The organism is Janibacter sp. CoH_79_TC_3 (genome assembly GCF_058197955.1).
In genome coordinates this window covers 176,365-199,713 of sequence record NZ_JBXWIV010000003.1, presented here as the reverse complement: position 1 = coordinate 199,713, position 23,349 = coordinate 176,365, and the positions used below count along the sequence as shown (strand labels likewise).

17 protein-coding genes are annotated in these 23,349 nt (G+C 42.3%); 7 read left to right on the top strand and 10 right to left on the bottom strand.

Going from position 1 to position 23,349, the window contains the following annotated elements; all coding sequences use genetic code 11:
• Window positions 1–30 precede the first annotated feature (30 nt).
• The gene (locus AC2FA3_RS04885; RefSeq protein ID WP_490508580.1) at window positions 31–843 is read left to right on the top strand and encodes a lytic transglycosylase domain-containing protein; all 813 of its coding nucleotides are present in this window, start codon (window positions 31–33) and stop codon (window positions 841–843) included.
• A 146-nt stretch (window positions 844–989) separates the two neighbouring features.
• Here the strand turns inward: AC2FA3_RS04885 and tsf are convergent, their stop codons facing one another.
• The 10 genes from tsf to AC2FA3_RS04835 form a co-directional block, all read right to left on the bottom strand.
• Complete coding sequence (tsf, locus tag AC2FA3_RS04880) at window positions 990–1,874, bottom strand: translation elongation factor Ts (protein ID WP_490508579.1); 885 nt, start codon at window positions 1,872–1,874, stop codon at window positions 990–992.
• Window positions 1,875–2,238: 364 nt separating this feature from the next.
• Entirely contained in the window at window positions 2,239–3,039 is an 801-nt protein-coding gene (gene rpsB, locus AC2FA3_RS04875) for a 30S ribosomal protein S2 (protein WP_490508578.1), read from the bottom strand.
• 430 nt (window positions 3,040–3,469) lie between these two features.
• Window positions 3,470–3,919, bottom strand: coding sequence for a chemotaxis protein CheX (locus AC2FA3_RS04870; RefSeq protein WP_490508577.1), 450 nt, complete (start codon window positions 3,917–3,919; stop codon window positions 3,470–3,472).
• Between the two features lie 41 nt (window positions 3,920–3,960).
• The gene (locus tag AC2FA3_RS04865; RefSeq protein ID WP_201546255.1) at window positions 3,961–4,410 is read right to left on the bottom strand and encodes a chemotaxis protein CheX; all 450 of its coding nucleotides are present in this window, start codon (window positions 4,408–4,410) and stop codon (window positions 3,961–3,963) included.
• A gap of 115 nt (window positions 4,411–4,525) precedes the next feature.
• Entirely contained in the window at window positions 4,526–4,888 is a 363-nt protein-coding gene (locus AC2FA3_RS04860; RefSeq protein ID WP_201610307.1) for a response regulator, read from the bottom strand.
• 19 nt (window positions 4,889–4,907) lie between these two features.
• On the bottom strand, window positions 4,908–7,112 hold the full coding sequence (locus tag AC2FA3_RS04855) for an ATP-binding protein (protein ID WP_490508576.1): 2,205 nt from the start codon (window positions 7,110–7,112) through the stop codon (window positions 4,908–4,910).
• A 5-nt stretch (window positions 7,113–7,117) separates the two neighbouring features.
• Window positions 7,118–8,011 carry a substrate-binding periplasmic protein gene (locus AC2FA3_RS04850; protein ID WP_490508575.1) on the bottom strand — a complete coding sequence of 298 codons (894 nt, stop codon included), beginning with the start codon at window positions 8,009–8,011 and terminating at the stop codon, window positions 7,118–7,120.
• Between the two features lie 383 nt (window positions 8,012–8,394).
• Window positions 8,395–9,654 (bottom strand): multidrug effflux MFS transporter, encoded by a 1,260-nt coding sequence (locus AC2FA3_RS04845; protein ID WP_201610286.1) that lies wholly within the window; start codon window positions 9,652–9,654, stop codon window positions 8,395–8,397.
• 287 nt (window positions 9,655–9,941) lie between these two features.
• On the bottom strand, window positions 9,942–10,754 hold the full coding sequence (locus tag AC2FA3_RS04840; protein WP_490508574.1) for a crotonase/enoyl-CoA hydratase family protein: 813 nt from the start codon (window positions 10,752–10,754) through the stop codon (window positions 9,942–9,944).
• 184 nt (window positions 10,755–10,938) lie between these two features.
• Window positions 10,939–14,421 carry an ATP-binding protein gene (locus tag AC2FA3_RS04835; RefSeq protein ID WP_490508573.1) on the bottom strand — a complete coding sequence of 1,161 codons (3,483 nt, stop codon included), beginning with the start codon at window positions 14,419–14,421 and terminating at the stop codon, window positions 10,939–10,941.
• Window positions 14,422–14,863: 442 nt separating this feature from the next.
• Between AC2FA3_RS04835 and cysM the strand changes: the two genes are divergently transcribed.
• From cysM to AC2FA3_RS04805, 6 genes are all read left to right on the top strand, one after another.
• Complete coding sequence (gene cysM, locus AC2FA3_RS04830) at window positions 14,864–15,820, top strand: cysteine synthase CysM (RefSeq protein ID WP_490508572.1); 957 nt, start codon at window positions 14,864–14,866, stop codon at window positions 15,818–15,820.
• Window positions 15,821–15,942: 122 nt separating this feature from the next.
• Complete coding sequence (locus AC2FA3_RS04825; protein WP_490508571.1) at window positions 15,943–16,767, top strand: 3'-5' exonuclease; 825 nt, start codon at window positions 15,943–15,945, stop codon at window positions 16,765–16,767.
• 145 nt (window positions 16,768–16,912) lie between these two features.
• A complete protein-coding gene (rlmD, locus tag AC2FA3_RS04820; RefSeq protein WP_490508570.1) occupies window positions 16,913–18,454 on the top strand; it encodes a 23S rRNA (uracil(1939)-C(5))-methyltransferase RlmD in 1,542 nt (513 codons plus the stop codon).
• Window positions 18,455–18,897: 443 nt separating this feature from the next.
• A complete protein-coding gene (locus AC2FA3_RS04815; RefSeq protein ID WP_490508569.1) occupies window positions 18,898–21,450 on the top strand; it encodes a RelA/SpoT family protein in 2,553 nt (850 codons plus the stop codon).
• 83 nt (window positions 21,451–21,533) lie between these two features.
• Window positions 21,534–22,508: a bifunctional DNA-formamidopyrimidine glycosylase/DNA-(apurinic or apyrimidinic site) lyase gene (gene mutM, locus AC2FA3_RS04810; protein ID WP_490508568.1), complete on the top strand. Its 975-nt coding sequence runs from the start codon at window positions 21,534–21,536 to the stop codon at window positions 22,506–22,508.
• Window positions 22,509–22,896: 388 nt separating this feature from the next.
• A complete protein-coding gene (locus tag AC2FA3_RS04805; protein WP_490508567.1) occupies window positions 22,897–23,337 on the top strand; it encodes a hypothetical protein in 441 nt (146 codons plus the stop codon).
• Window positions 23,338–23,349 lie beyond the last annotated feature (12 nt).

Here is a 23,349-nt window from a genome sequence, read left to right as displayed (position 1 = left end):
TGCTATTACTCGATAAAAAGTGATAACCCTATGATAAATATTGCACCCCTAATGACACGTTGCTTGTCTCCCGTTTTACTTACTGCCATTGCCTTCTCTAGCCTACCTATCGCCGCTCAAGCAGGCAATATGTATATCTACAAAGACAAAGGTGGACAAGTTCTCCTCACTAACGTCAATCCTAGTGGCAATTTTGATAAATTTAGTAAAAAAGTAAAAACGACTTATTATAAAGATTCTGGTGCTTACAATGCTGGTAGCAATACTAATGCAGATTATGGTAGCAGCGCGGCGAGCAGTAGCGGCAGTCGTAACTCTTACGATAGCTATATCCGTGCCTCTGCTGATCGCCATGGCATCGATCCTGCGCTGATGAAAGCCATGATGCATACGGAGTCTGCCTTTAATCCCAATGCTCGCTCACCTGTCGGTGCGCAAGGTTTGATGCAGCTGATGCCAGCGACTGCTCGCCGATTTAAAGTGAGTAATCCTTGGAATCCTGCTGATAATATCGAAGGATCTGCGAAATATATCGCTTGGCTAATGAAACGTTTTAATAATAATGTTGAATTTGCCGTGGCTGGTTATAATGCTGGCGAAGGGAACGTCGATAAATATAATGGTATTCCTCCGTTTAAAGAGACCCGTAACTATGTAAAAAGCGTGATGAGCCGCTATCATAGTTTATATAAAAATGATTCAGCACTATCGGGTAATACCATGAATGCTAATAACAGTAATACTGCCAATACCAGTAATAGTGGTGGCCTCCAAAACGTCAGTTATGGCACCAGTAGCAATAATGCAAGCTATGCTAACTCTGCTTATTTAGCATTGCGCTAATTCAAAAGACAACAGCCACGAAAAAGCCCATTAAATTAATAATGGGCTTTTTTTTGCGTTCAAACAAAGCTACTTTAAAAGCTTTGAGCACTTTATTAAGTTATTAATATTAAATAATCAATAAAGCACTCACTGCATTTTAAAACTTACTTATTCGCTAGTGCTTGGGTTGCAGCAACTTCAGCAGCAAAGTCTTCTTGCTTCTTCTCGATGCCTTCGCCGACTTCTAGACGTTTGAAACCAACTACTTTTACGCCTTCAGATTTTAATACGTCACCAACTTTTTTCTCGTTGTCCATGACGTATGGTTGACGAAGTAACGTGACTTCGTCTAGGTACTTACGTAAGCCACCTTCAATCATTTTTTCAACGATATTGTCAGGCTTACCAGACTCTTTCGCTTTTGCTTCGATAATGTCTTTTTCGCGTGCTAGTACGTCAGCCGCTACGTCTTCATCATCTACTGCTACAGGGTTGAATGCTGCAATGTGCATGGCAAGGTTTTTGCCGGTGTCTGCACTGCCGCCTTCATAAGAGACCACTACACCGATACGGAGACCGTGACGGTATGCAGCAATGTTAGCGCCTTCAAGTACTTCAACACGGCGGATTTGGATGTTTTCACCGATTTTTTGTACCAATGATACGCGAGCTTCTTCAACGGTTTGACCTTCGCCATAAGGTAATGCAGCGATAGCAGCAACGTCAGTCTCATTGTTTTCTAAGGCGATGTTTGCTACTTTTTCTGCAAAGGCAGTGAAGCTATCATCTTTTGCCACGAAGTCAGTTTGGCAGTTCACTTCTAACAAAAATGCTTTGTTTTCGCCTTGAGCAATAATGATCGCGCCATCAGCGGCGATATTACCCGCTTTTTTAGCCGCTTTCGCTTGGCCTGATTTACGTAAGTTATCAATGGCAGTTTCAACATCACCATTTGACTCTTCTAATGCTTTTTTACATTCCATCATGCCAAGACCAGTACGGTCACGCAATTCTTTTACCATTTTGGCAGATACTTTTACTTCTGACATAAGAGTTACCTTTTATTATGTACATGAATATTGTTATGTAGGGGTGTGCTTAAAATCTATTCGATAACTTGATTAATATTAAGTCAACATTGCTCTTAATATTAAACTTAAGCCTTCATATAACCACTCATCGTTAACGATTATTTATATCATCAAAAAAGCAATATGGCTCGTATAGACGATAATACTCGCCCAATCATGACACGCTTATTAATTTTGACCATAAACCATTAACAGTAAGGCATGACGAGTAAAACTACATCATGCCTTTTATGAGCTTATAAGCTGTTAATAACCTTATATGAGTGCTGATAAGACAACTATCAAGACACCTTTACAAAGTTAAACCTTTGCGGTCAGCGATTTATTCTGCTGGAGTAGCAGCTTCTTCAGCTTTAGCTTCAACTGGCGCTTCTTCAGCAGCAGCAGGTGCTTCTTGCTCAGCTTTACCGCCCGCTTGAGTTTGTGCGTATTCTTTACCAGCGATGATTGCATCAGCCATAGAAGTTACATACAAAGTCACGGCACGGATAGCATCATCGTTAGCTGGAATGATGTAATCAACGTTATCTGGGTTAGAGTTAGTATCAACGATACCGATAACTGGGATACCTAGGTTTTTAGCTTCTTTGATAGCGATTGCTTCATGATCTACGTCTACAACGAAGATTGCGTCAGGTAGACCGCCCATGTCTTTGATACCGCCCAATGAACGCTCAAGTTTTTCCATATCGCGAGTACGCTCTAACGCTTCACGCTTAGTTAGCTTAGCGAAAGTACCGTCTTCAGCTTGTTTTTCTAGCTCTTTTAGACGATTAATTGACTGGCGAAGTGTTTTCCAGTTAGTCAACATACCACCTAACCAGCGATGGTCAACATATGGCATGCCAGCGCGTGCTGCTTGCTCAGCGATAACGCCGCTAGCTGCGCGTTTAGTACCAACAAATAATACTTTGTTTTTCTTAGCAGCTAGGCCGTTTACGTAAGTCAATGCTTCATTAAACGCTTTTACCGTGTGCTCTAAGTTGATGATGTGAATCTTGTTACGGGCGCCAAAGATGTATGGTCCCATTTTTGGATTCCAAAAACGTGTTTGGTGACCAAAGTGAGCGCCGGCTTGTAGTAAGTCGCGCATTTCGATTTTGGTTGGATTGTTTGTAGCCATGTGAAATTCCTATTGGTTGGGTTATGCCTCCACATCACAAAAACTGCCTATCTAGCGACACGCATTTGCTGATAGTTGATGCTTATAATGCAGCACCGTGACTATCTATTAGACGCAAATTAATCAAGTCGCCAAACACCCAGCAATTTTTTGCCATGATGTGTGTGTCATTGGTTGATGGGTTGGTTTGAAAAATAAGCTATGATTTGAACGCATAGAGGACTATTTTATAAAAAAGAGTACTCTATGATAAAAAATAGCTGGGCTGTATTTTATCATATAACGCTAAGTAACCGCTAGCGCTATTATAAGACTTAAGTGGATGATAACGCATAAAAAAACGACGTATTAACGTCGTTTTCACTTCTCATCGTTATTTACAGCATTATTCACTATCTATACAGCGGATTAATCTATACGGCAGGTTAAATTAAGCGATAGAAATACCGATGACTGCCTTGTATCCGCGCCATGTAAAAGGCGTGACATAGCTCTGGCGGTCTTTTGGTAAATAAGGAATGCTGGGTATGCCTTCGATGATTTTAGGCGGTGAGATAATAAAATCAGCGCCAAACTCAGTACGGGCGTTACCTGAAATGGTATTGGCTATCTCACCCAATAAGTCTTTCATCATCGTAATAGAGGAATCAGGCTCGCCCATTACTTTGATGATTTCACGCAAAAGAGTGCTCGGAGCGCTGACATAAACGCAGCCTTCAAGCGGTCCTGATATTTTAATCATACCGCTATAATCATAACCGACAGCATTTTTATTGCTATTCAAATACGGCGTATCAATCACTACTGGCTCGCCATCAATCTGTGCAAAAAACGCACTGATCGAGCTTAAAAAGACGCCTAATTTATCTACATTAACCATAATCGTTTATCGTCCATATTGATCTTCATGAGGGATTGTATTCAATCTTGCAAACAAACCACAATCTCGCCAATTTGACCGCGCCAACTGACTGGAATGATAAAAGAACGCCCATTTTTAGGCAAAATAATGCTTTGTGGTGAGCCTTTAAATACCAGCGGTACAGAGATATGAAACTCCGCGCCAAACTCGTTGCGAGCATTACCGGATATGGTATTCGCAACCTCACCTGCAAGATCGACCAAATTATCTTCGCTTTTATCCGTTTCGCCCATACTATCTAGAATACTATCCAATAACGCGCTGGTGGCAGAAAAATAAACCACACCTTTTTGCACCCCCGAGATACCAATGACGCCGGTATAGTCATGGACTTTTGGCTGTTGGTTTTCTAGTAAATAAGGGGTATCAACGACCAGCTCTTCGTTGCCAAACTGATTAAAATAATTGGTAATGATACTCACAAAAATTTGTAACTTTTGCTCTTTCATAATATGTGTTCTTTCATAATATATTTACTAAATTGATTAGGGTATGTCTTCATTTTAAACATAGTCATACAAACGAACTAAGTTCATGAGTTAAATTGCGGACACACCCTAGAGGTTAGTCTTGTACAAGCTCATACAAAGACTCTACCAGCTCTTCTTCTGAAAAAGGCTTGCACAAGAATCCGCTCGCGCCCAGTGACAAAGCTTCAATACCAGTCGATTTATCAGACAACGCAGATACCACTAAAATCCGTACTTCAGGATCTATCGCAATGATTTTTGCAATGCATTCAAGACCATCCATTTGCGGCATGGTTAAATCCATAGTAATCACATCTGGACGATGAATATTAAATTTCTCAATCGCTTGCACACCACTGGTCGCCGTCGCAACTAGCATAAACTTACCTGAATCGTAAGCACGCTGAATACGGTTTCGAATGATATTTGAATCATCAACAATCATTAATTTGTACATAATGTCTCTTTATCCTCAATTACGCAGTCGGTAAGGTAATGACAAAACGGGTCATTTTGCCAAGCTCACTGTTTACATTAAGCTTACCGTCATATTCTTTTACTAAAGCCTTGATGACATCTAAGCCCACGCCGCGTCCACCATCTTCATCCGCATGATCTTTGGTCGAGAACCCTGAAGAAAATAACGTTTTAAGCAAATCACCCTCAGTAAGGGCGCTTGCCTCTTCATGACTGAAGCGACCATCGGCGATTAATTTATTACGGATGCCTTCGTAGTTGATACCCTGACCGTCATCTTGTAACACGATGATTAAGTTTTGAGCGTCACGCTGCATCTCTAAATCAATATTACCTACCGCAGGCTTACCAGCAGCCTGACGCGCTTCAGGAGACTCAACCCCATGTACCACCGCATTACGTAATAATTGAATGCTAATTTCTCGAACCGGTTTTTTAAGACTTTCAGGGATAGTAACGTGCGCTAAACTATGACCATTTAGCTGTACTTGTTTGCCTTGTCTAACCGCGATATCTTGCGCAAAATCTTGATAGTAGGCTAACTGCTCATCCGCTGAATCATCACTCAAATCAATGTTATTGCCGCCGGCAAAAGACGAAGTCTCAATTGATTTATTTGATGCTGGCGCATGGGTAGCGATTGATGAACTCGCGGCCACAGGTGCTTTTGTCATCGGCTGAGTGCTAGCATTATTCTTTGGTGCGGCTTGGTTGATGCGCTCACCTAATGTCTCAATAGTATTCGAGAGGCTGAGTAAGTCGTCTAAATGGACAGCCAGTGGTAAGAAATTATTACCTGATAGTTTGCCCTGATTTTGCAATGCATCAAGCTTGTCTTCCGCGTCTGAGGCGATTTTAGTAAAGCTGTGCAGCTTAAGTGCCGACGCTTCACCTTTTAAGCTGTGCATTTCACGATAAATCGCATTCAGCTTACCTTCAAGCTCAAATTGCGAGCTACCAGGGTTTTTCAAAATGTTGTTCATCTTATCGATATGAGCTTTGGTGTTATTGATAAACTCATTAATAATTTTTGGATTGACGTTTAAGATAGTGGTCAACATCTCAATTTGCATGTCATTTTGCGAACGCTCTTTTTCTAAGCGCTGCTCTAGATAAACAGCATCTGAGACGTCATTAACGTTGACCAAAATGCGGGCAATGTCTTTGTCTTCATAAACACGTGAAAACTTAAAGTCTAGGAAGCGGCTTGTGGTGCTCTCTTCGCCAGAGGCATTGTGCAGCATGACTTTATGCAATGGGTTTAAAGAATCAACCAATTTCTCTTTGACACGTGGGTTGTACAGCTGCTCGATAAACTGACGCGTGGTTTTCAAATCTTTGTCTGAGATACGACCGCGCAGTACATCGGCAAAGTTTTCTCCTGCCAATCTATCTTCACCAATAATGCCATTTAGTGCACGAGAATGCTGCTGACCAATATTTAAATCTTTATCTAACAGGAATAGACCAGTATTGACGGTTTCCATAATCTCTTGTGTTTCGCGGCGAGCAGCCAATGCTTCAGCATCGGTATCGCGCAAACGGCGCACAAAGAAGAATACAAAGATTAGGAAGTAAGCAAAAATAGCCGCAACACCCAATATCTGAATCAGACGAATGGTGTTTGCTTGGTGTTCAGCGTTAATAAACACTTCATCGGTGAGCTGGTCTAACGAGTCATTAATGAGCAAACTTGAGGTCTTTGCTTGCTCTACTGCTTGAGTCAATTCATCAGACGAATCGACCATGATATTATCAGCGTCTTTTAGATAAGCTTGGATCTTAGGTTCTAAAAGCTGCCATTGCTCATTAGCCGCCGTAATCTGGGTCTGAGACTGACTATTAATCTTTGGTAAATTATAACTTTTACCATCAACGTCGGTGATTTCGCCACCTTGCTCGATGGCATTAATGGAGCTAGTAATCAGAGTTGCATTTTGCTCCAAACGCTCTAAAACTCGTTGGATATGTGGAGAGTTAGTATCTTCTCCATAACTACTATCTAAATCGAATAAATCTTTAATTACCGCTTGCGCGCTGTTGGCGACTTGGTTGGTTTGATCAATTAAGACGGTATTTCTTTCAAGCAAGCTTGATGTATAGAAAGTAAATGCCAGCAATGCGCCAATCAAGGATAAAAACAGTGCAATTGAAACAATTAGACTGCGATAGCGTTTATTGTCAATATTATGTGGGGTTGCCATCTTCTTTAAGCTCCTTTATTCGTTTGCTGAGTGGTCGTATTGCTAGTAGTAGCAGAAGCAGGAGCCGTTCCGCCCAACCATTTTTGCTCAATCTCTTTAAATATGCCTTTTACTTTCAGCTTAGCAATCCCTTCATTAACGTTCTTGATAAGCTTAGCATTACCCTTTGCCATCAATATCACTTGCTGGGCTGAAGGGTTGTCTTCACCTTCATAAGGCACGATAGTCACTTTATGTTCAGGGTGGTTTTTTGCCGTATATTGTAAAATAGGTAAATCATGCAAAATGACGTCAACCTTCCCTTGCATGAGGTCTTCAAATAGCAGAAAGGCTGTGCTTTTAGTGGTCATTTGACTATATTTGCCCATGGCTTTGAGCTGATCCTCTTGCTTTGAGCCTTCCATAGCAGCGACATGCATACCTTGTAAGTCTTCAATGCCATTAATTGTCACATTGCTTTTTGCATACATGATTGAAGAGGGATTAAAGAAATAAGTATCAGATAAACCATACTTTTCAGCACGATCATCTTTGTAAGAAATGCCTGATATCGCTAAATCACGACCACCTGATGCCACGCTATCAAACATGTTTTGCCAAGTCTCTTTATAAAACTCGACCTTAAAACCTTGCTCCTCACCGATAGCACGAATCGAATCAATGTCAATGCCTTGCATATTGCCGTAGTCATCTTGGAAAGAAAACGGAGGCATTGTGCCTGTAGTCGCAACTTTTATCACTGGCGCTGTATCAGGTAGCTGACTGACGAAGTTGTCTTTATTATCGGTCGCACCGTTGGCATTGGCATTAGCATTGACACTTTCTTGAGTAGAAGAATTACCACATCCAAATAAACCCACACTCAACATAATCGGTAACACTCGATATAACTGCTTCATATCCTATCCTTATGCCTCGGCGTTATCTTACAGATCAAAGAAAATCCTCTTAAAAAACGTTGTAATACTTATACAACAATCTATTACAAGAAGTTACGATGGATAATAATTGAGCAATTCTACTATTGCAATAATTTTGTTTGGCTATAGCGTACATATTTTCATATATGGCAATAAACTTATATAGAATGGTAGGTGCGAACGAAGTCATTACTTAAATATTTAACAAACAAATATTCATTAGAAATGTATTTATTGAGTAAAAAATCGATAATGCAGGAAAAACCAAAGGAAATGACAGACATAAAAAAAGTATCCAAGCGTTTGCGACGCACTGAATACTTTTTTACGAAAACTAAAATTGAATGAAATTTATCGATTAATCAATCCGCATTATCCAAATTCAAATTACGGTCTATTTGCCAAATTAAATAAGTGCCAAGACTCATCAGCGCAAACATCGCGATACCTATCTTTAGCACCGGATTGACGGGGAATAAGTTTAATAATAGACCGCCAAAAATACCAACCGAAAACATCAAAGAGCCTTGCATCGCACTTGCCATGCCAGCGCGGCGCTTTTGAAAAGCGAGTGCAATCGCCGAGGCGTTTGGCTGCGTCAGACCTAAGCCCGCAATACAGAAGAAAATACAGGCTAAAACCAGCGGCAACCATGCATCCGTACCAAAGACTATACCTGTTACAAATAACGCCCCCGCAGAAATGACCTGCATCATCGCCCCAAACCGTAGGATACTTAAAATACGAAAACGATTGGTTAACCATTGATTCAGCTGGGTTAGTCCTACAAACCCTGCCGCATTCATCCCAAATAACCATCCAAAATGTGTGGCTGAGACACCATAAGTATCCATGATTAATTCAGAAGCCGAGCTAATATAGACAAACATAGCCCCCATTAATAAGCCGCCGCCAATCGCTGGATAGTTAAAAGTCGGGTCTTTTAATAAGTCCCAATATTGACTGAGTACTTCTTTGGCAGGACGAACATTTCGGTTTTCTTCAGTAAGCGTCTCAAAAAAGAAGAACTTGGTGAGTAATAAGTTTAGCGTGCCAAAAGCCGCCAAAAACCAAAAGATAGAATGCCAACTAAAGAACTGTAAAAATAAGGCACCAAGGGATGGCGCTAATATCGGTGCTAAGCCCATCACTAATATCATAATAGAAAAAGCTTTGGCCGTTTGTTTGGCTGTCAGACGATCCCTGATTGCCGCGCGAGTCACAACCGCACCAACGCAAGCACCGAGCGCTTGAAAGGTACGACCGACAAACAATACGTATTCATTATCGGTAGTTGCACAAACAATTGAGGCAATCACATATAAGGTCATACCGATATATAAAGGTTTGACGCGACCGACGCGATCACTAAAGGGACCATAAAACAGCTGTCCAAATACCAAACCAACAAAATAAGCCGGAACAGAGTTGGCCATAAATGCGGTCGATACACCAAAATCATCTGCCATCGATGGTAATGCTGGCAGATACATATCAATCGATAATGGTCCGACTGCTACGATAAGCCCAAGCATCATAATCCATGCAACGGGTAAATCAGCAGAGCGCACTCGGTCAGCAGCATTTGGTTTATTGGGCAGGGAGGATTTTGGAGCAGACATAGTTAGACCATATGATAGAGTGATGATTATTTTATTATTGATGCGGGGTTTGTTTTGTAATTTTAATAGGCTTTTATTTTAAACCAAGCTTTTTTAAAAATAACTTCTACAAACAATCATGCATACTGATAGGTAGCGACGCAAGCAGACATTTAGGTAGCGACGCAAGCCGTCTACAAAAACAGATAATGCTATATTGCACTATCTGCTTGTAATTCAATAGATGCTTGATGTGAATAAAATAAACCTGTATCACTCAAATACAGTGGCTAAATATGGCTAATTTTTTAATGGAATTGACGTTTGCCAAAAGCGGTACTGGCTTGCTTGGCTTTTCTAAGCGCCAGCTTACGGTTGCGACCGAACATCATTTTTAATTGCCAGAATTTTTCTTTATATAGCGTCGTAGCTGGCTGCTGGAACATGGCATTAATAACGCGTTTACTTGCCAGCACTGCATCGGGTGAACGCTCAGCAAACTCAGCGGCAAGCTTTTGCGCCTCCTCAAGTGGCGTCTCACTACAATGGCTGACCAATCCAAGCGCTTTGCCTTCTTCGGCATTCACGGTACGAGCCGTCATTGCCAGCTCTTTTAAGATATCAGCGCGTACCACGCCAAACCCTGATTGCGTTAAGCCCATGTCAGGAACCAGCCCCCACTTGGCTTCCATAATAGACAATTTGCAATCAGGATGGCTGATACGCACATCACATGCCAGCGCCAGCTGTAAGCCTGCGCCGATACAGTAGCCTTCTAAAACCGCAATCACTGGCACAGGGACATCACGCCAAACCAAGCAGACGCGTTGAAATAGACTTTGCCAAGGTTTAACCAGCTCCCATAGCGCAAAGGCTTGATTTTTAGGATGGTTTAAATCGCCCAAATCGATACCAGCACAAAATGTTCCTTCCGCGCCATTAAGAATCACCGCGCGTACGCTTTTATCTTTACTGATACGACCAGCGACCGCTATCAACTCTTGCACCACTTTAAAACTCATGGCGTTCTTTTTTTCCGGTCGATTGATGGTCACCGTTATTATATTGTCGGTCGCGCTGACTTGTAATGTCTCATACTGGTAAGTGGCAATAGCGTGCATAATCATCCTTAATAATAAATAAAACAACTGTAATGGTTGGTGCTCAGATTAATATTAACAGCCTTGCACGAACCCTTCCTTATCAATAACTGACTGCTAGGGTATCCTTTACCGTTCGCACCCTTTAATCTCTGTCTAAGTACTGTATCGGTTTTAAAGTAAATTAACTATAAAACCAACTGTCCTAAATCATTTTCCACGTCATATCATTTTCACTCAAACGATGATAATTGAGCTGCGGATAAGCCGATAAATCCAGTGTTTGTAAGTTATTTAACGCGGTCAATAGCGCGTTAAAATAAGGTTCAAGCATCGCAAATTGGGCGGGCGTGGTATGTTGGATATTTAATAAGCATTTATCCTCTAAATCTTGGCTGGCCTGACGTAACTGCGGCACGCCTGTATAACGACTGCCACCTAAGATACGATGGGCAATTTGCGCAAGCGTACTGCGGTTACGACTTTCCCATGCTCGCATCAACGCTTGCTTTTCATCATTGATAGTATCAAGCATCATAATAATCAGTTTAGCAGCCAAATCAGGTTTATTGGCTGAACGCGTCAAAGCATCTTGCCAATTTAAAATCTCCAAAGTATTAAGAGAGTTTGCGCCCAAGCCCGTATTATTTTGACCTTGCGTTGTTTCTACAGTTTGCTTATCTTTAGCACTATCTGTCATTTGATAGGGCGGATAAATTAATGGTGCTTGACCCTGCTCTTGATAGCGCAAATTCTCATAGCGTGGTTGGGTCTCGCGCGGTGTCTCACGTCTATAATCTTCACGTGGCTGACTGTCACGCAAGTAATCATCGCGAATTTTCTTCAGGGATAAAGGTCGGGTGATTTTTGGTGGACTCATCGCTTCAGCATCACTATTAGAATCAGCACCTCGATTACCCTTATGTCCTTTAACCATAGGATAAGTCGGCGCTGTCAGATCTGTATACGCCGTTAAAGAGTCTTGCATTAATGCATTATTGAAATTAGAACTTGGTAAATCCAAGCTAGGCGAATTTTCAGCGTGTAAATCATCATTAGCAAGGGCATTCAATGGCGGTACTGAAGTGGTACGACCTAGCCATTTTTGTAGCACTTGTAGTAATTGTGGCTGGCTAATAGGTTTACCCACATAATCATTGATGCCGCTCGCAATCAACTTATCGCGCTCATCAGCTAAGCCATGAGCGGTCAAGGCAATAATTGGAATATGATTATCAGGGGTTTCGATATTACGGATTTGCCGCGCCGCTTCATGCCCTGACATGCGCGGCATTTGAATATCCATAAATATCAAATCGATGCTATTTTTGTCCGCCACATTGCTTTTATCATCTGTCGTAGCATCGTCAAGATGTAGTGAGCCAACCGTCGATTTACTAACATCATCGCGGGCCTCAGCTTTAGATATTTGGGTCTTTTTCGACAGACTTTGCTTTTCAGTTTTAGCAGTTTTGATATGTTTGGTTTGCTGTTTACTGATGATTTCTATCGCATCAAAACCACTACTGGCAGTAATCACATGGATACCAAGCTCACTCAACAGCGCATCGAGCACTAGCAAGTTTGGCAGATGATCGTCGACGGCTAAGACAGTAACGCCCTTCCAGCGTGGCTCTTGAATCCCACTTGGAGCGCTGCGCTTTTGCGTATCAAGCATCGCATAGAGCTGTCTTTTATCCAATGGCTCATACAAAATATTGGCATGATAACGATTGAGCAGCGCTTGGTCAGCGGCAACTTGATAACCAAATACCGCCAGCTTACCCTGATAATGCAGGCGAATCTGTTTGAGGAGCGCCATCATATCGTCTTGCGTATCGTCATCAACGATGACCCAATCCCAGTAATTGCCGCGCTCTTTGAGCGACTCAAGTACGCCCGGTAAAGAGTTCGCTTGGGTCAGAGTAATCGGTAAATGTTGCAAGCTGGCTTTAAGCACCTGTATCGATGCCATATGATTAATCCAAACCAACACATTAAACTCGTCCGTATCGCTGGCAAGCGGTGCGAGTACTGGCAGCTCAATCGTTTGTCCAGTCGCCGCTTCTAAGACATCGACATGCGCTGGCATCCGAAACCAAAACGTCGCTCCCTGATTAGAGATATTTTCTTGCACATTGTCATAAAAGCCAATATCGCCGCCCATCAGCCGCGTTAATTGCTTGGAGATGACCAGACCCAAACCGGTACCGCCGTATTGACGCGTAATCGATGGATCGCCTTGGCTAAAGCTTTGAAAAAGCATTTTTTGGTCAGATAATGAAATCCCTTTACCGCTATCTTGCACGCTAATCATCAAATAATTGTCACGATGATCATCCAAGCTGACGCGTACGACCACGTCCCCACTGTCCGTGAATTTAATCGCATTACCGACGATATTGGTCAGTACTTGTTTAAGGCGCAAAGCATCGCCGTTGATGCGCATCGGCACATCGTTATAAAACAGCACCGCCATGCGCAGACCTTTTTCTGCAGAAACCGGCGATAGCATATCGACCACGTCATAGATGGTGTCATAAAGGTCGAACTCGTGACGATCAAGGACCAATTTACCTGCTTCAATCTTAGAAAAATCGAGCACATCATTCACGAGTGCTAACAGATGCGCCGACGATTTACGAATCGTTTGCACGTATAAATCTTGTTCAGGATTAAGCTCACCGTGACGCGCGAGCAAATTAATAAAGCCATCGATACTGTTTAAGGGTGTACGCAATTCATGACTGATATTGGCCAAAAATGCAGATTTTGCTTGGCTGGTTGAGATTGCGGCATCACGCGCATTACGGATAGAGATGTTTTGCATTTCCATCTCATCAAATGCCAAGCGCAAATCATCTTCGGTTTGCTCGGCATGGTCTTTCAAATCTTGGAAGCTGACATGTAGACGACGTAAGGTCTTGACCAAATCTTGCTGTAATAAATTCAGCTCACCATTCGATTCAACCGGAATAGGTTGATAAAGATTGTCGACATGGGTACGTTGTAATTGTAGGCGCAGCTCGTAAATTGGCGCAATCCAACGTTTTGAATAGATATTTAAGCTTAATAACAAAATTAAAATTGTAAATAAGCCGGTAATCGCCAATGCCATGGCGATACGATAACGGGCGATATAAAGCGGCTCGTTATCCATATCGATCATTAACCACAATTGCTGCCCATCAAACTCACCCAAGCTACTGCCGTAAGCTGTGCCAATGGGCGTTGGTTTTTGCGACAAAAACCGCTCTGACGATTCTATCAGTGGCCAAGTTTCATCAATACCATAACCGACGCTTGCTAGCACTTCATTATCCTGATTAATAATGGCAATACGCTGGACATGCTGCTCAGACTGCATGCGCCCTAGCCTATCTTGAATACTTTCCAGGGTTTCTATCGCCGCTTGCGACTTAGTATTTGTCTTGCTTTTACTATCGCCTTTTTCTGCTTGCTGCTTCTCTTTCTCTACTAATAGCTCAGGAACCAGCTCCGCAATCGTTGGCGTATAACGAATCAGCACCGCCTCTGCTAACGCTTCTTGCTCTGAATTGCTAGCACGCATGGTTTCATAAAACACCAACATGCCACCGACCGCTGCCAATAAACAAATCGGCAAAAACACCAATATAATCAGCTGACCATAAGCACTACTGGTATCAAAACGTTTTTTGTAAGCCATGCTGGGTTTACTCTCCACTGATATTGGCAATAAATACTATTGGTGATAAGTATTATTGTTGCGGTTAGGTGCTCATTACTTACTAATCACTAAAGGCAATCTATTAACGATAGCTTGAGATTATCTTAGCAGGATTCTAATGAAGGCGGTTAACGATTCATTGGCAAACTTTTACTGCTTCCCTTACTAATGCACGTTCATTGTTCCAATGCTATTACTAAGCAGTCATCTCTTAATAGTTCGTTTATAAGTATAAACAAACTGGCTATCCTCAATAAAAATTTATGCATTAAGCGCAGCCGAAAACAAAATGATATAATGACGCAACTTTTTATTGACCACAATAAACCTCTAACAGTTATAAAGTACTGACCTATCATTTAAACAGGTTCAATTAATAAACAGTGCCAATTAAAAACTTAATCATTAATAAGGATACCTTATGTCCGCTACGGCCCAGTCAAACGCCAATTTTATTACGCAAATCACTGACCTTGCCGATTGCGTGGGTAAGACGCCCTTGGTGAAGTTAAACCGCCTGCCTGAGCAAGAGCAGATTGCCAATGGCGCGGTATTACTCGCCAAGCTTGAAGGCAATAATCCTGCTGGTTCAGTAAAAGACCGTCCTGCATTTAATATGATTTATCAGGCTGAGCAGCGCGGTGATATTAAACCTGGCGATATGTTGATTGAAGCGACCAGCGGCAATACGGGCATTGCTTTGGCCATGGTGGCGGCGATGCGCGGTTATCCAATCACTTTATTTATGCCAACCAATTCGACCCAAGAGCGTAAAGACGCGATGGCAGCTTATGGCGCCACGCTTATCGAAGTAGACGAAGGTATAGAAGCCGCGCGTGATATGGCACTGCAAATGCAAACGGACGGTAAAGGTATTGTGCTCGATCAGTTTAATAACCCTGATAATAAACAAGCGCATTATTTGACCACTGGTCCTGAGCTTTGGGCGCAAACGGACGGTAAAATCACCCATTTTATCAGCTCGATGGGCACCACAGGTACTATTACTGGCGTCGCGCAATACCTTAAAGAGCAAAATCCTGAGGTCAAAATTATCGGTTTGCAACCTGACGAAGAAGCGTCTATTGCTGGTATTCGCCGCTGGCCGGCTGCTTATATGCCGGGTATTTTTGAAGCAGATTTGGTTGACGATATTATGGATGTTGATCAACGTATTGCTGAGGTTTATATGCGTAAACTGGCGAAAACTGAAGGGATTTTTGCTGGTGTGTCATCAGGCGCAGCAGCATGGGCAGCCACCGAAGTCGCAAAAGAAAATCCAGATGCAGTTATTGCCTTTATCGTTTGTGATCGCGGTGATCGTTATTTATCGACGGGCTTATATAATGTTGACGACAGCCTAGATAGTGCACAATAAAAAGTGAGCAGTAGAAAGCAAGAAATACGCTAAATACAGTAGCATAAGCTCATAAATCTTATTTTAATCAATTATAAATTTACCAATCATCATTCAAAGCCAATAGCTAGGTAAGATTATTTATGTCAAACGCCCTTTCGTCCAAACCTCTATTGGTCTTTGATATTGAGACGGTTGCCGATACCGATGCTGCCCGCCGCATTTATCCGCAATTGGCTGAGCTAAACGATGCCGATGCCTTAAGCGCATTGACGGCGCTGCGACTCCAAGAAGCAGGGCACGATTTTATGCGTTTGCCATTGCAGCGCATTGTCTGTATTTCTGCGCTCTATATTAAAGATGGAAAATTTTCTTTATTTTCTCTGACTGCCGATAAATTTAGCGAAAAAGAAATACTTAGCAAATTTTTTCGTGCGTTCAGTGACCTTGAAAAGCTGCCACAGCTGATTAGCTGGAATGGCTCAGGCTTTGATATTCCGGTGCTTATTTATCGCGCGATGCAGTATGACTTATCCGCGCCGTGGTTATTTGAAGAAGGCGAGCGTATCAAAAACATGCGCTTTGATAATTACGTCAATCGTTTCCACAGTCGCCATCTTGATTTGATGGACAGGTTTAGCCAATACGGTGCCAGCCGCCGCGAAGCCATGGATGTGGTTGCTAGTCTTTATGGCTTGCCCGGTAAAACCGATGTCGATGGCAGTATGGTTGGTGAGCTAGTTAGTAATGGTGCTTGGCAAACGCTGTCAATATATTGCGAATCTGATGTGATGAATACTTGGCTAATATATTTGCGCTGGTTACGGTTGACCGGTCAGTTATCCGCGCCAGATTTTGATGCGTGGCAGCAGCAAAGCCGTGATTATTTGGCACAATATACCCAAGCAGATGGCAGTCCACGCCATCATGAATTTATTGCCGATTGGTCATCTGCGCCTGCACCATAGCAGACATTTTTATCTAACGGCTGTCTTCATAGAAGCTTCTTTATAAGAACGTTTTTATAGAAATGACGTTTTAACAACTAACGGCTCACCCTCATTTATCGTTATTTATCATTTATTACTTACTATTTATTATTAAGGCAGGTTTATGCAGCCCACCGACTCAAAAGACTCTACCAACTTAAACGCCAACCAACAGCCTAACGAGACTCAGACCATTACTATACCGCCAAGCAAAAAAAAATCTAAGCCCTCATCAAAAACCCGTCGCCGTTTAAAGGATGCCGAGCCGCTACCTTTTAATATCGATGGCCTGTCACATGATGGTCGCGGCGTTGCAGTATATGGCAATGGCTTTGGTGAAACCGACGGTCATATCGAAGACAAACATGGCAAAAAGATTTTTGTCAGCTTTGCATTACCAGGTGAAAGCGCCTTAGTCAAAATCACCAATAGCCGTACCAGTTTTGAAGAAGGTGATGCGGTGAGCATTACTGCCAATCCAAATCCTGAGCGCGCTGTACCGCCCTGCCCGCATTTTGGCGTTTGCGGTGGCTGTAATCTACAACATTGGCAGCCAGAAGGTCAAATCAACTTTAAGCAATCTGTACTTGCTGAGATGCTTATCCATCAGGCCAATGTCGAACCGGATCATTGGCTCGCGCCAGTGGTTGGCGATCGCTTAGGTTACCGTACCAAAGCACGACTCGGCGTCCGTTATGTCGCCAAAAAAGAAACCGCCTTGGTTGGTTTCCGTGAGCGCTCAAGTAACTTTTTAGCGGAGTTAAATGAGTGTCATATCTTAGATCCGCGTATTGGTTTTGAGATTGAAAATTTAAAAGCACTCATCAGCACCCTAGAGAGCCGTGACAAGATTGCTCAGCTTGAGCTAGCCATGGGCGAAGCAATGCCAGAGCTACCCGATGGCAATCAGCCGGTAGCGCTTATTGTGCGTAATTTAGCGCCATTATCAGATGCCGATATTGAGAAATTAAAAACGTTCTTTGCGGCGCGCAATTGGCAGTTATATTTACAGTCAAAAGGCGCCGATAGCATTCAGCGTATTGCCTTGACTGAACATGATGACATGAGTGAGCAGTTTGGGCGCTTATATTATCAATTACCAGAGTATGATTTGACCTTTGAGTTTATCCCAACGGACTTTACTCAGGTCAATTTATCGGTCAATCGTCAAATGACCAAACTTGCTTGCGACTTGCTAGACTTAAAAGCAGGCGAGCGCGTGCTAGATTTATTCAGTGGTTTGGGCAACTTCAGCTTACCACTTGCGCGTTTAGTCGGCGAAACTGGCTCGGTGGTTGGTGTCGAAGGCAGTGAAGCCATGACTGCCCGTGCTGCCGATAATGCGCGTCGCAATGGCATTAATAATACTGAGTTTTATAGCCAAGATTTAACCCAAGATTGCACCGATAAACCTTGGGCGAATCAAGGCTTTGATGCGTTATTGATTGACCCACCGCGTTCAGGCGCATGGGAAATTATGCAGTATCTGCCGAAGTTTAATGCCGAACGCATTGTTTATGTATCCTGTAACCCCGCTACCCTTGCGCGTGATACCAAAGCCTTGTTAGAGCAAGGTTATCGCTTAACGCATGCGGGCGTGATGGATATGTTCTGTCATACAGGTCACGTCGAGTCAATCGCGCGTTTTGAGAAAATCCCAGCTTAGTATTAATTTTAATAATACCAATATTAACGCATGGTTTTTTTGAATATGACATTTTTTAGCATAACGTTTGCAAGAATCATAAAGCTCATTTTTAACCGCATTGCTTTATGCAAAAAAGGATTAAGCGATAAGGTTAATAAGGCGTTATGTTATCGAAACCGACACGATCATTACAGAGCCTTGCTTGATTTGTCATTTTAAAATGAGATAATAATAACCAATATACTGAAGCTTTCTTAATCAAGATATGATGAGTGCCCTTACTCATCGCTTTATATATTATTTATCTCTATCATTTTATAGCTGCTAAAAAAGGATTTTTTAGCGGCTGAATTGATTTATAGCTAACCGCTTACTTATCGAAAATTTATATTTTTCTAAATATATATCTTTCTAAGTAACTATGCTTTTAATCAATTCTGAATAGCTAAGAGGAGTGGGCTATGGTAAAAATTCGTGAAGGATTACCGCTGGTAGATGGACAAACCACGCAAGCCGATAGCGCAACATTGGCAGCACAACTGGTCGCAAGTCAGCGTTCTCATCAGTCTGCCAATAGCTATGCCCAAATTCCACACGATATCAAATACCAGCTGTCTACCCATAAGCTACACACTACCTTTGATCGCTCTGCTCAGTATGCTTATCACAGTCATGACCCCAACCTCAAAGATGAGTATTTAGACAATCAACTGCTTGATGATACGCATGCGCTTTCAGCAAAAGAGCTAGAAGAGATTGATTTAGACCAAATAAATATCGACGTGCCTACTTGGCTTGATAATGTCGCCAAGCGTATCGGTCAAGAATCTGTACCCAATCTTGCCGCTGCTTGCGAGTTTATCCGCAGTCACATGAATACCAGTGAATCTGAACGCTCAGGCGCTTACGTCACCGGTATTGCGATGACCGATATCCTAACCTACCTGTATCAAGATGAAAATGCGCTCGTCGCAGCGATGCTTTATCGTAGCGCCCGTAAATCGATTATTAGCTTAGCGGAAATTGAAAAAAAATTCGGTGCGGATATCTCAACCTTAGTTAAAGATACATTGGCGATGGGTAAACTGTCGGAGATTATCGAAAGCAATAAGCGCTTAGAAGACCATTTCGTCAATAATCAACGTGACCAGCTATCCAACATTTATAGCATGCTCATCTCTGTTACCAATGATGTCCGCGTCGTGCTGATTAAATTGGCGGAGCGTACTTTTGCCATGCGTGAACTGACCTTTTCTAGTGAAGAGCGGCAACATCGAGTCGCGCGCGAGGTCATGACTATTTATGCACCATTAGCTCATAGGCTCGGTATTGCCCAATTAAAATGGGAGCTTGAAGACTTAGCGTTTCGCTATCTTGCGCCTGAGCGTTATAAAGAAATTGCCAAATTACTATCAGAAAAGCGTAGCGAACGTGAGTCCTATATTCAGCGCGTACAAGATAAGCTTAATGCAGCCTTAGCCGAAGCTGGTATTGAGGGTGAGGTTTCAGGACGCGTGAAGCACATCTATTCTATTTACCGGAAAATGAAGCTCAAAGGTTTATCTTTTGATCAGCTTTATGATATTCGCGCGCTGCGCGTACTGGTCAATAGTCCTTCAGATTGCTATCACGTTTTAGGCTTGGTGCACGGTTTATGGCGCTACATTCCTGAGCAATTCGACGACTATATTACCAATCCTAAATCTAATGGTTATCGCTCGCTACATACCGCCGTTATTGCTGAGAATAAATCGCTAGAAGTTCAGATACGCACCCAAGAAATGCACTTTGAAGCAGAGCTTGGCATGTGCGCGCACGTCAATTATAAAGAAGGTTTGAAGAATAAAAAGGATAATTACCTTAACCAAAGAATCAGCTCACTACGGCAACTGCTTTCTATCAATAATGAGACGCGCAATCAACCGCGCTCAACATTATTAACAGGCGAAGAGCTAGAAGAAATCGAGTTTGACGAAGAAGAGCAACTGGTTGATTTTGATGAGCTTGAGCGTATTTATATTTTTAGTCGTGATGGCGATATCACTGAGCTGCCCAAAGGTGCGACGGTACTGGATTTTGCCTATTATGTGCATACGCAAGTCGGTAACCGTGCGCAAGCGGCGCGTGTCAATCAGCGCTATGTGCCGCTGACTTATCAGTTAAAGACGGGCGAACAAGTCGAAATTATCACCAAAGCATCGCGCGAACCTAACCGTGATTGGTTGGTCGCCTCGCTCGGTTATATTCATACCAACCGCGCGCGCTCAAAACTGCGCCAATGGTTTAACAAGCAGGACCGTGATAAAAATATTGAGATAGGTCGCCAAATGCTCAGTAAAGAGCTTGAGCGTTTATCGGTGCATCCAAACAGTATCGATTTAAACGACTATACGCAGCATTTTAATGTTAATAATACTGATGATATCGTGGTCGGTTTGGTAACTGGCGACATTGGTCTCAATCAGCTTACCAGTCATATTTCTCGTCAATTGCATCTAGAGCCTGAAAAACCTGAAGAAGATTTTGCCCCTACTATTAATGCAAAAGACGCAGGAAAACTTGATGCTTATAAAATCCATATCGATGGCTTGGACAATATCGAGATTAACCTAGCGGGCTGCTGCCATCCTGTCCACGGTGAGCCCATCGCCGGCTACATTACTTTGTCGCGTGGCGTTAGCGTACACAATCGTGGTTGCCCCGAATATTTGCGCTTGATTGAAAATGACCCAGCACGTGAAATTGACGCCGCTTGGACAGTTAAAGCTGGGCGTTATCAACCGGTAGATATTCATATAGAAGCGTATGATAGACGTGGGCTACTGCGTGATTTGACCCAGATCATTGATAAAGAAAACGTTAATATTCGCCAAGTTGAAACGCTGAGTAATGATGATAACATCGCTTTTTTAAAGTTTCATATTGAAGTTTCAGGGCTTGCACATTTATCTAAGCTGCTTGCTAAGCTTGAGCAGCAGCACGGCATCTTACACGCTCGCCGCGCCGTTGTTTGATACATTTTTGACACTGCAACCATTAAAACTATTCTCTCATACCGTTAATCCATAATCATAATAGAGTGTTGATAAAAAATACTATGCCTGAGTTGCCTGAAGTAGAAACCACTAAAACCAGTCTCAACCCCTTATTAGGTCAACAAGTGGTCGATGTCAAAGTTTTCCAACCCAAACTACGCTGGTCAATGCCTGATGATTTAAACCAACTGATTAATTATATTTTGGATAGCGTCGAGCGCCGAGCAAAGTACTTGATATTGAATTTTATACCGATCATTTCTGCCAATAATAGCACTCCTATTCAGCCTAATGCTTTGGCACCGCGCCAACTGTTGATTCATTTGGGTATGTCAGGTAGCTTGCAGCAGCACAGCTATGGCACTGATAAACGTAAACACGACCATTTGGTGGTGACATTCAGCGGCGCTGATGACACCCAAACACAGTTGCATTACTATGACCCAAGGCGCTTTGGCTCGGTGTTATGGTTTGATGATTATGGTCATAAGCTATTAGATCATTTAGGTCCTGAACCCCTATCAGAAGCATTTACCGCTGATTATTTATATCATTTAATTCAGCGCTCAGATGACCCAAATCAAAATTCTGATAATGCTTTAACCAATAATGTCAGCACCACGACAGCTAATGCGCGTAAAGCCAATACTATCAAACAGCCTATCAAGCGCGCTATAAAATCAGTCATTATGGAACAGCAAATCGTCGTCGGTGTTGGTAATATTTACGCTACTGAAAGCCTTTATTTATCAGGCATCTATCCAGCAACGCCCGCTCATAAAGTTTCATACGAGCAAATAATGACCTTGGTTGAACATATCAAAGCAATTCTAAAAAAAGCGATAACGCTAGGTGGCTCCACATTACGCGATTTTACCGTCGCCAGCGGTCAAACCGGTTATTTTCAACAAACCTTAAATGTCTATGGCAGACAAGGCAAAACTTGTCCACATTGCGGCACAGCATTAGAAAACATCAAGCTTAATGGACGGGCTAGCGTTTTTTGTCCTGATTGTCAGCCTATTAATATTAACTAATCAATGGTCAATATCAATAAGCTATAAAAGGTTAAGACGATAATCTTAATATGGTTATTCTAGTCACGTATCTGATATCTAGGATTCTTCATAAATTTCTTTATAATTAAGAGCTGTTCTAGATAAGCAAAATAGTCTAGAGTAACTCCTATAATTATCTATATTGAGAAATATCCTGCTAATACCAATATAGTGCGCATTTTTGTTGCTTATTAGCTGACATCTTGCTTTAATAGCGCTAATATTTACATAAATAGTGCAAAGCGTTTATTTATCTGTAATAATAAAAAATACCTATCGTTGTCGCCTTGTTCTATAGAGAAATTGTCTCTGTATGCAAATAGCAGCAGCTATTAATCATACTACTTATGAGTTTTAGGATATTATTATGAGTGCTCCAACTAAACTAAAACGTACCGCTAAATATAAGCTACTGACCATAATGACAAGCGTAAGCTTAATTTGTGCTAGCATACAACCGGCTTTAGCAGCGATAGAAATCGATGAGACTGATTTTGGTCCCTCTTATGAGACTATGGCAGTCGATACGATTGTCGGTAAGCCATTACAATTAGTAGCCGCTGTAGCAGGCACAGCAGCGTATCTTGTAAGTCTGCCTTTCTCACTTATCGGTGGTAATGCTGATCAAGCACAGCAGAAGTTATTCGTTGAGCCATGGGATGCGATGGGACGCTGCTTAGGTTGCACCGTTGCTGAAGATAATTTTTACAAATCACAAGTCATTGATAATAATGTCGTGCGTATCGTAGTCGATGGGCCTTCGGAAATCCTGATTAATACCAATGACTATGTGGTAGTTAAGCCATAAGTTATACGCTTC

Bases quoted from the DNA above. Each gene is read 5' to 3' on its own strand.
- AC2FA3_RS04835 (WP_490508573.1), bottom strand. From the start codon at position 14,421: ATGGCTTACAAAAAACGTTTTGATACCAGTAGTGCTTATGGTCAGCTG.
- AC2FA3_RS04850 (WP_490508575.1), bottom strand. From the start codon at position 8,011: ATGAAGCAGTTATATCGAGTGTTACCGATTATGTTGAGTGTGGGTTTA.
- AC2FA3_RS04855 (WP_490508576.1), bottom strand. From the start codon at position 7,112: ATGGCAACCCCACATAATATTGACAATAAACGCTATCGCAGTCTAATT.
- tsf (WP_490508579.1), bottom strand. From the start codon at position 1,874: ATGTCAGAAGTAAAAGTATCTGCCAAAATGGTAAAAGAATTGCGTGAC.
- AC2FA3_RS04860 (WP_201610307.1), bottom strand. From the start codon at position 4,888: ATGTACAAATTAATGATTGTTGATGATTCAAATATCATTCGAAACCGT.
- rlmD (WP_490508570.1), top strand. From the start codon at position 16,913: ATGCAGCCCACCGACTCAAAAGACTCTACCAACTTAAACGCCAACCAA.
- cysM (WP_490508572.1), top strand. From the start codon at position 14,864: ATGTCCGCTACGGCCCAGTCAAACGCCAATTTTATTACGCAAATCACT.
- AC2FA3_RS04805 (WP_490508567.1), top strand. From the start codon at position 22,897: ATGAGTGCTCCAACTAAACTAAAACGTACCGCTAAATATAAGCTACTG.
- rpsB (WP_490508578.1), bottom strand. From the start codon at position 3,039: ATGGCTACAAACAATCCAACCAAAATCGAAATGCGCGACTTACTACAA.
- AC2FA3_RS04815 (WP_490508569.1), top strand. From the start codon at position 18,898: ATGGTAAAAATTCGTGAAGGATTACCGCTGGTAGATGGACAAACCACG.
- AC2FA3_RS04825 (WP_490508571.1), top strand. From the start codon at position 15,943: ATGTCAAACGCCCTTTCGTCCAAACCTCTATTGGTCTTTGATATTGAG.
- AC2FA3_RS04865 (WP_201546255.1), bottom strand. From the start codon at position 4,410: ATGAAAGAGCAAAAGTTACAAATTTTTGTGAGTATCATTACCAATTAT.
- AC2FA3_RS04870 (WP_490508577.1), bottom strand. From the start codon at position 3,919: ATGGTTAATGTAGATAAATTAGGCGTCTTTTTAAGCTCGATCAGTGCG.
- AC2FA3_RS04845 (WP_201610286.1), bottom strand. From the start codon at position 9,654: ATGTCTGCTCCAAAATCCTCCCTGCCCAATAAACCAAATGCTGCTGAC.
- AC2FA3_RS04885 (WP_490508580.1), top strand. From the start codon at position 31: ATGATAAATATTGCACCCCTAATGACACGTTGCTTGTCTCCCGTTTTA.
- AC2FA3_RS04840 (WP_490508574.1), bottom strand. From the start codon at position 10,754: ATGCACGCTATTGCCACTTACCAGTATGAGACATTACAAGTCAGCGCG.
- mutM (WP_490508568.1), top strand. From the start codon at position 21,534: ATGCCTGAGTTGCCTGAAGTAGAAACCACTAAAACCAGTCTCAACCCC.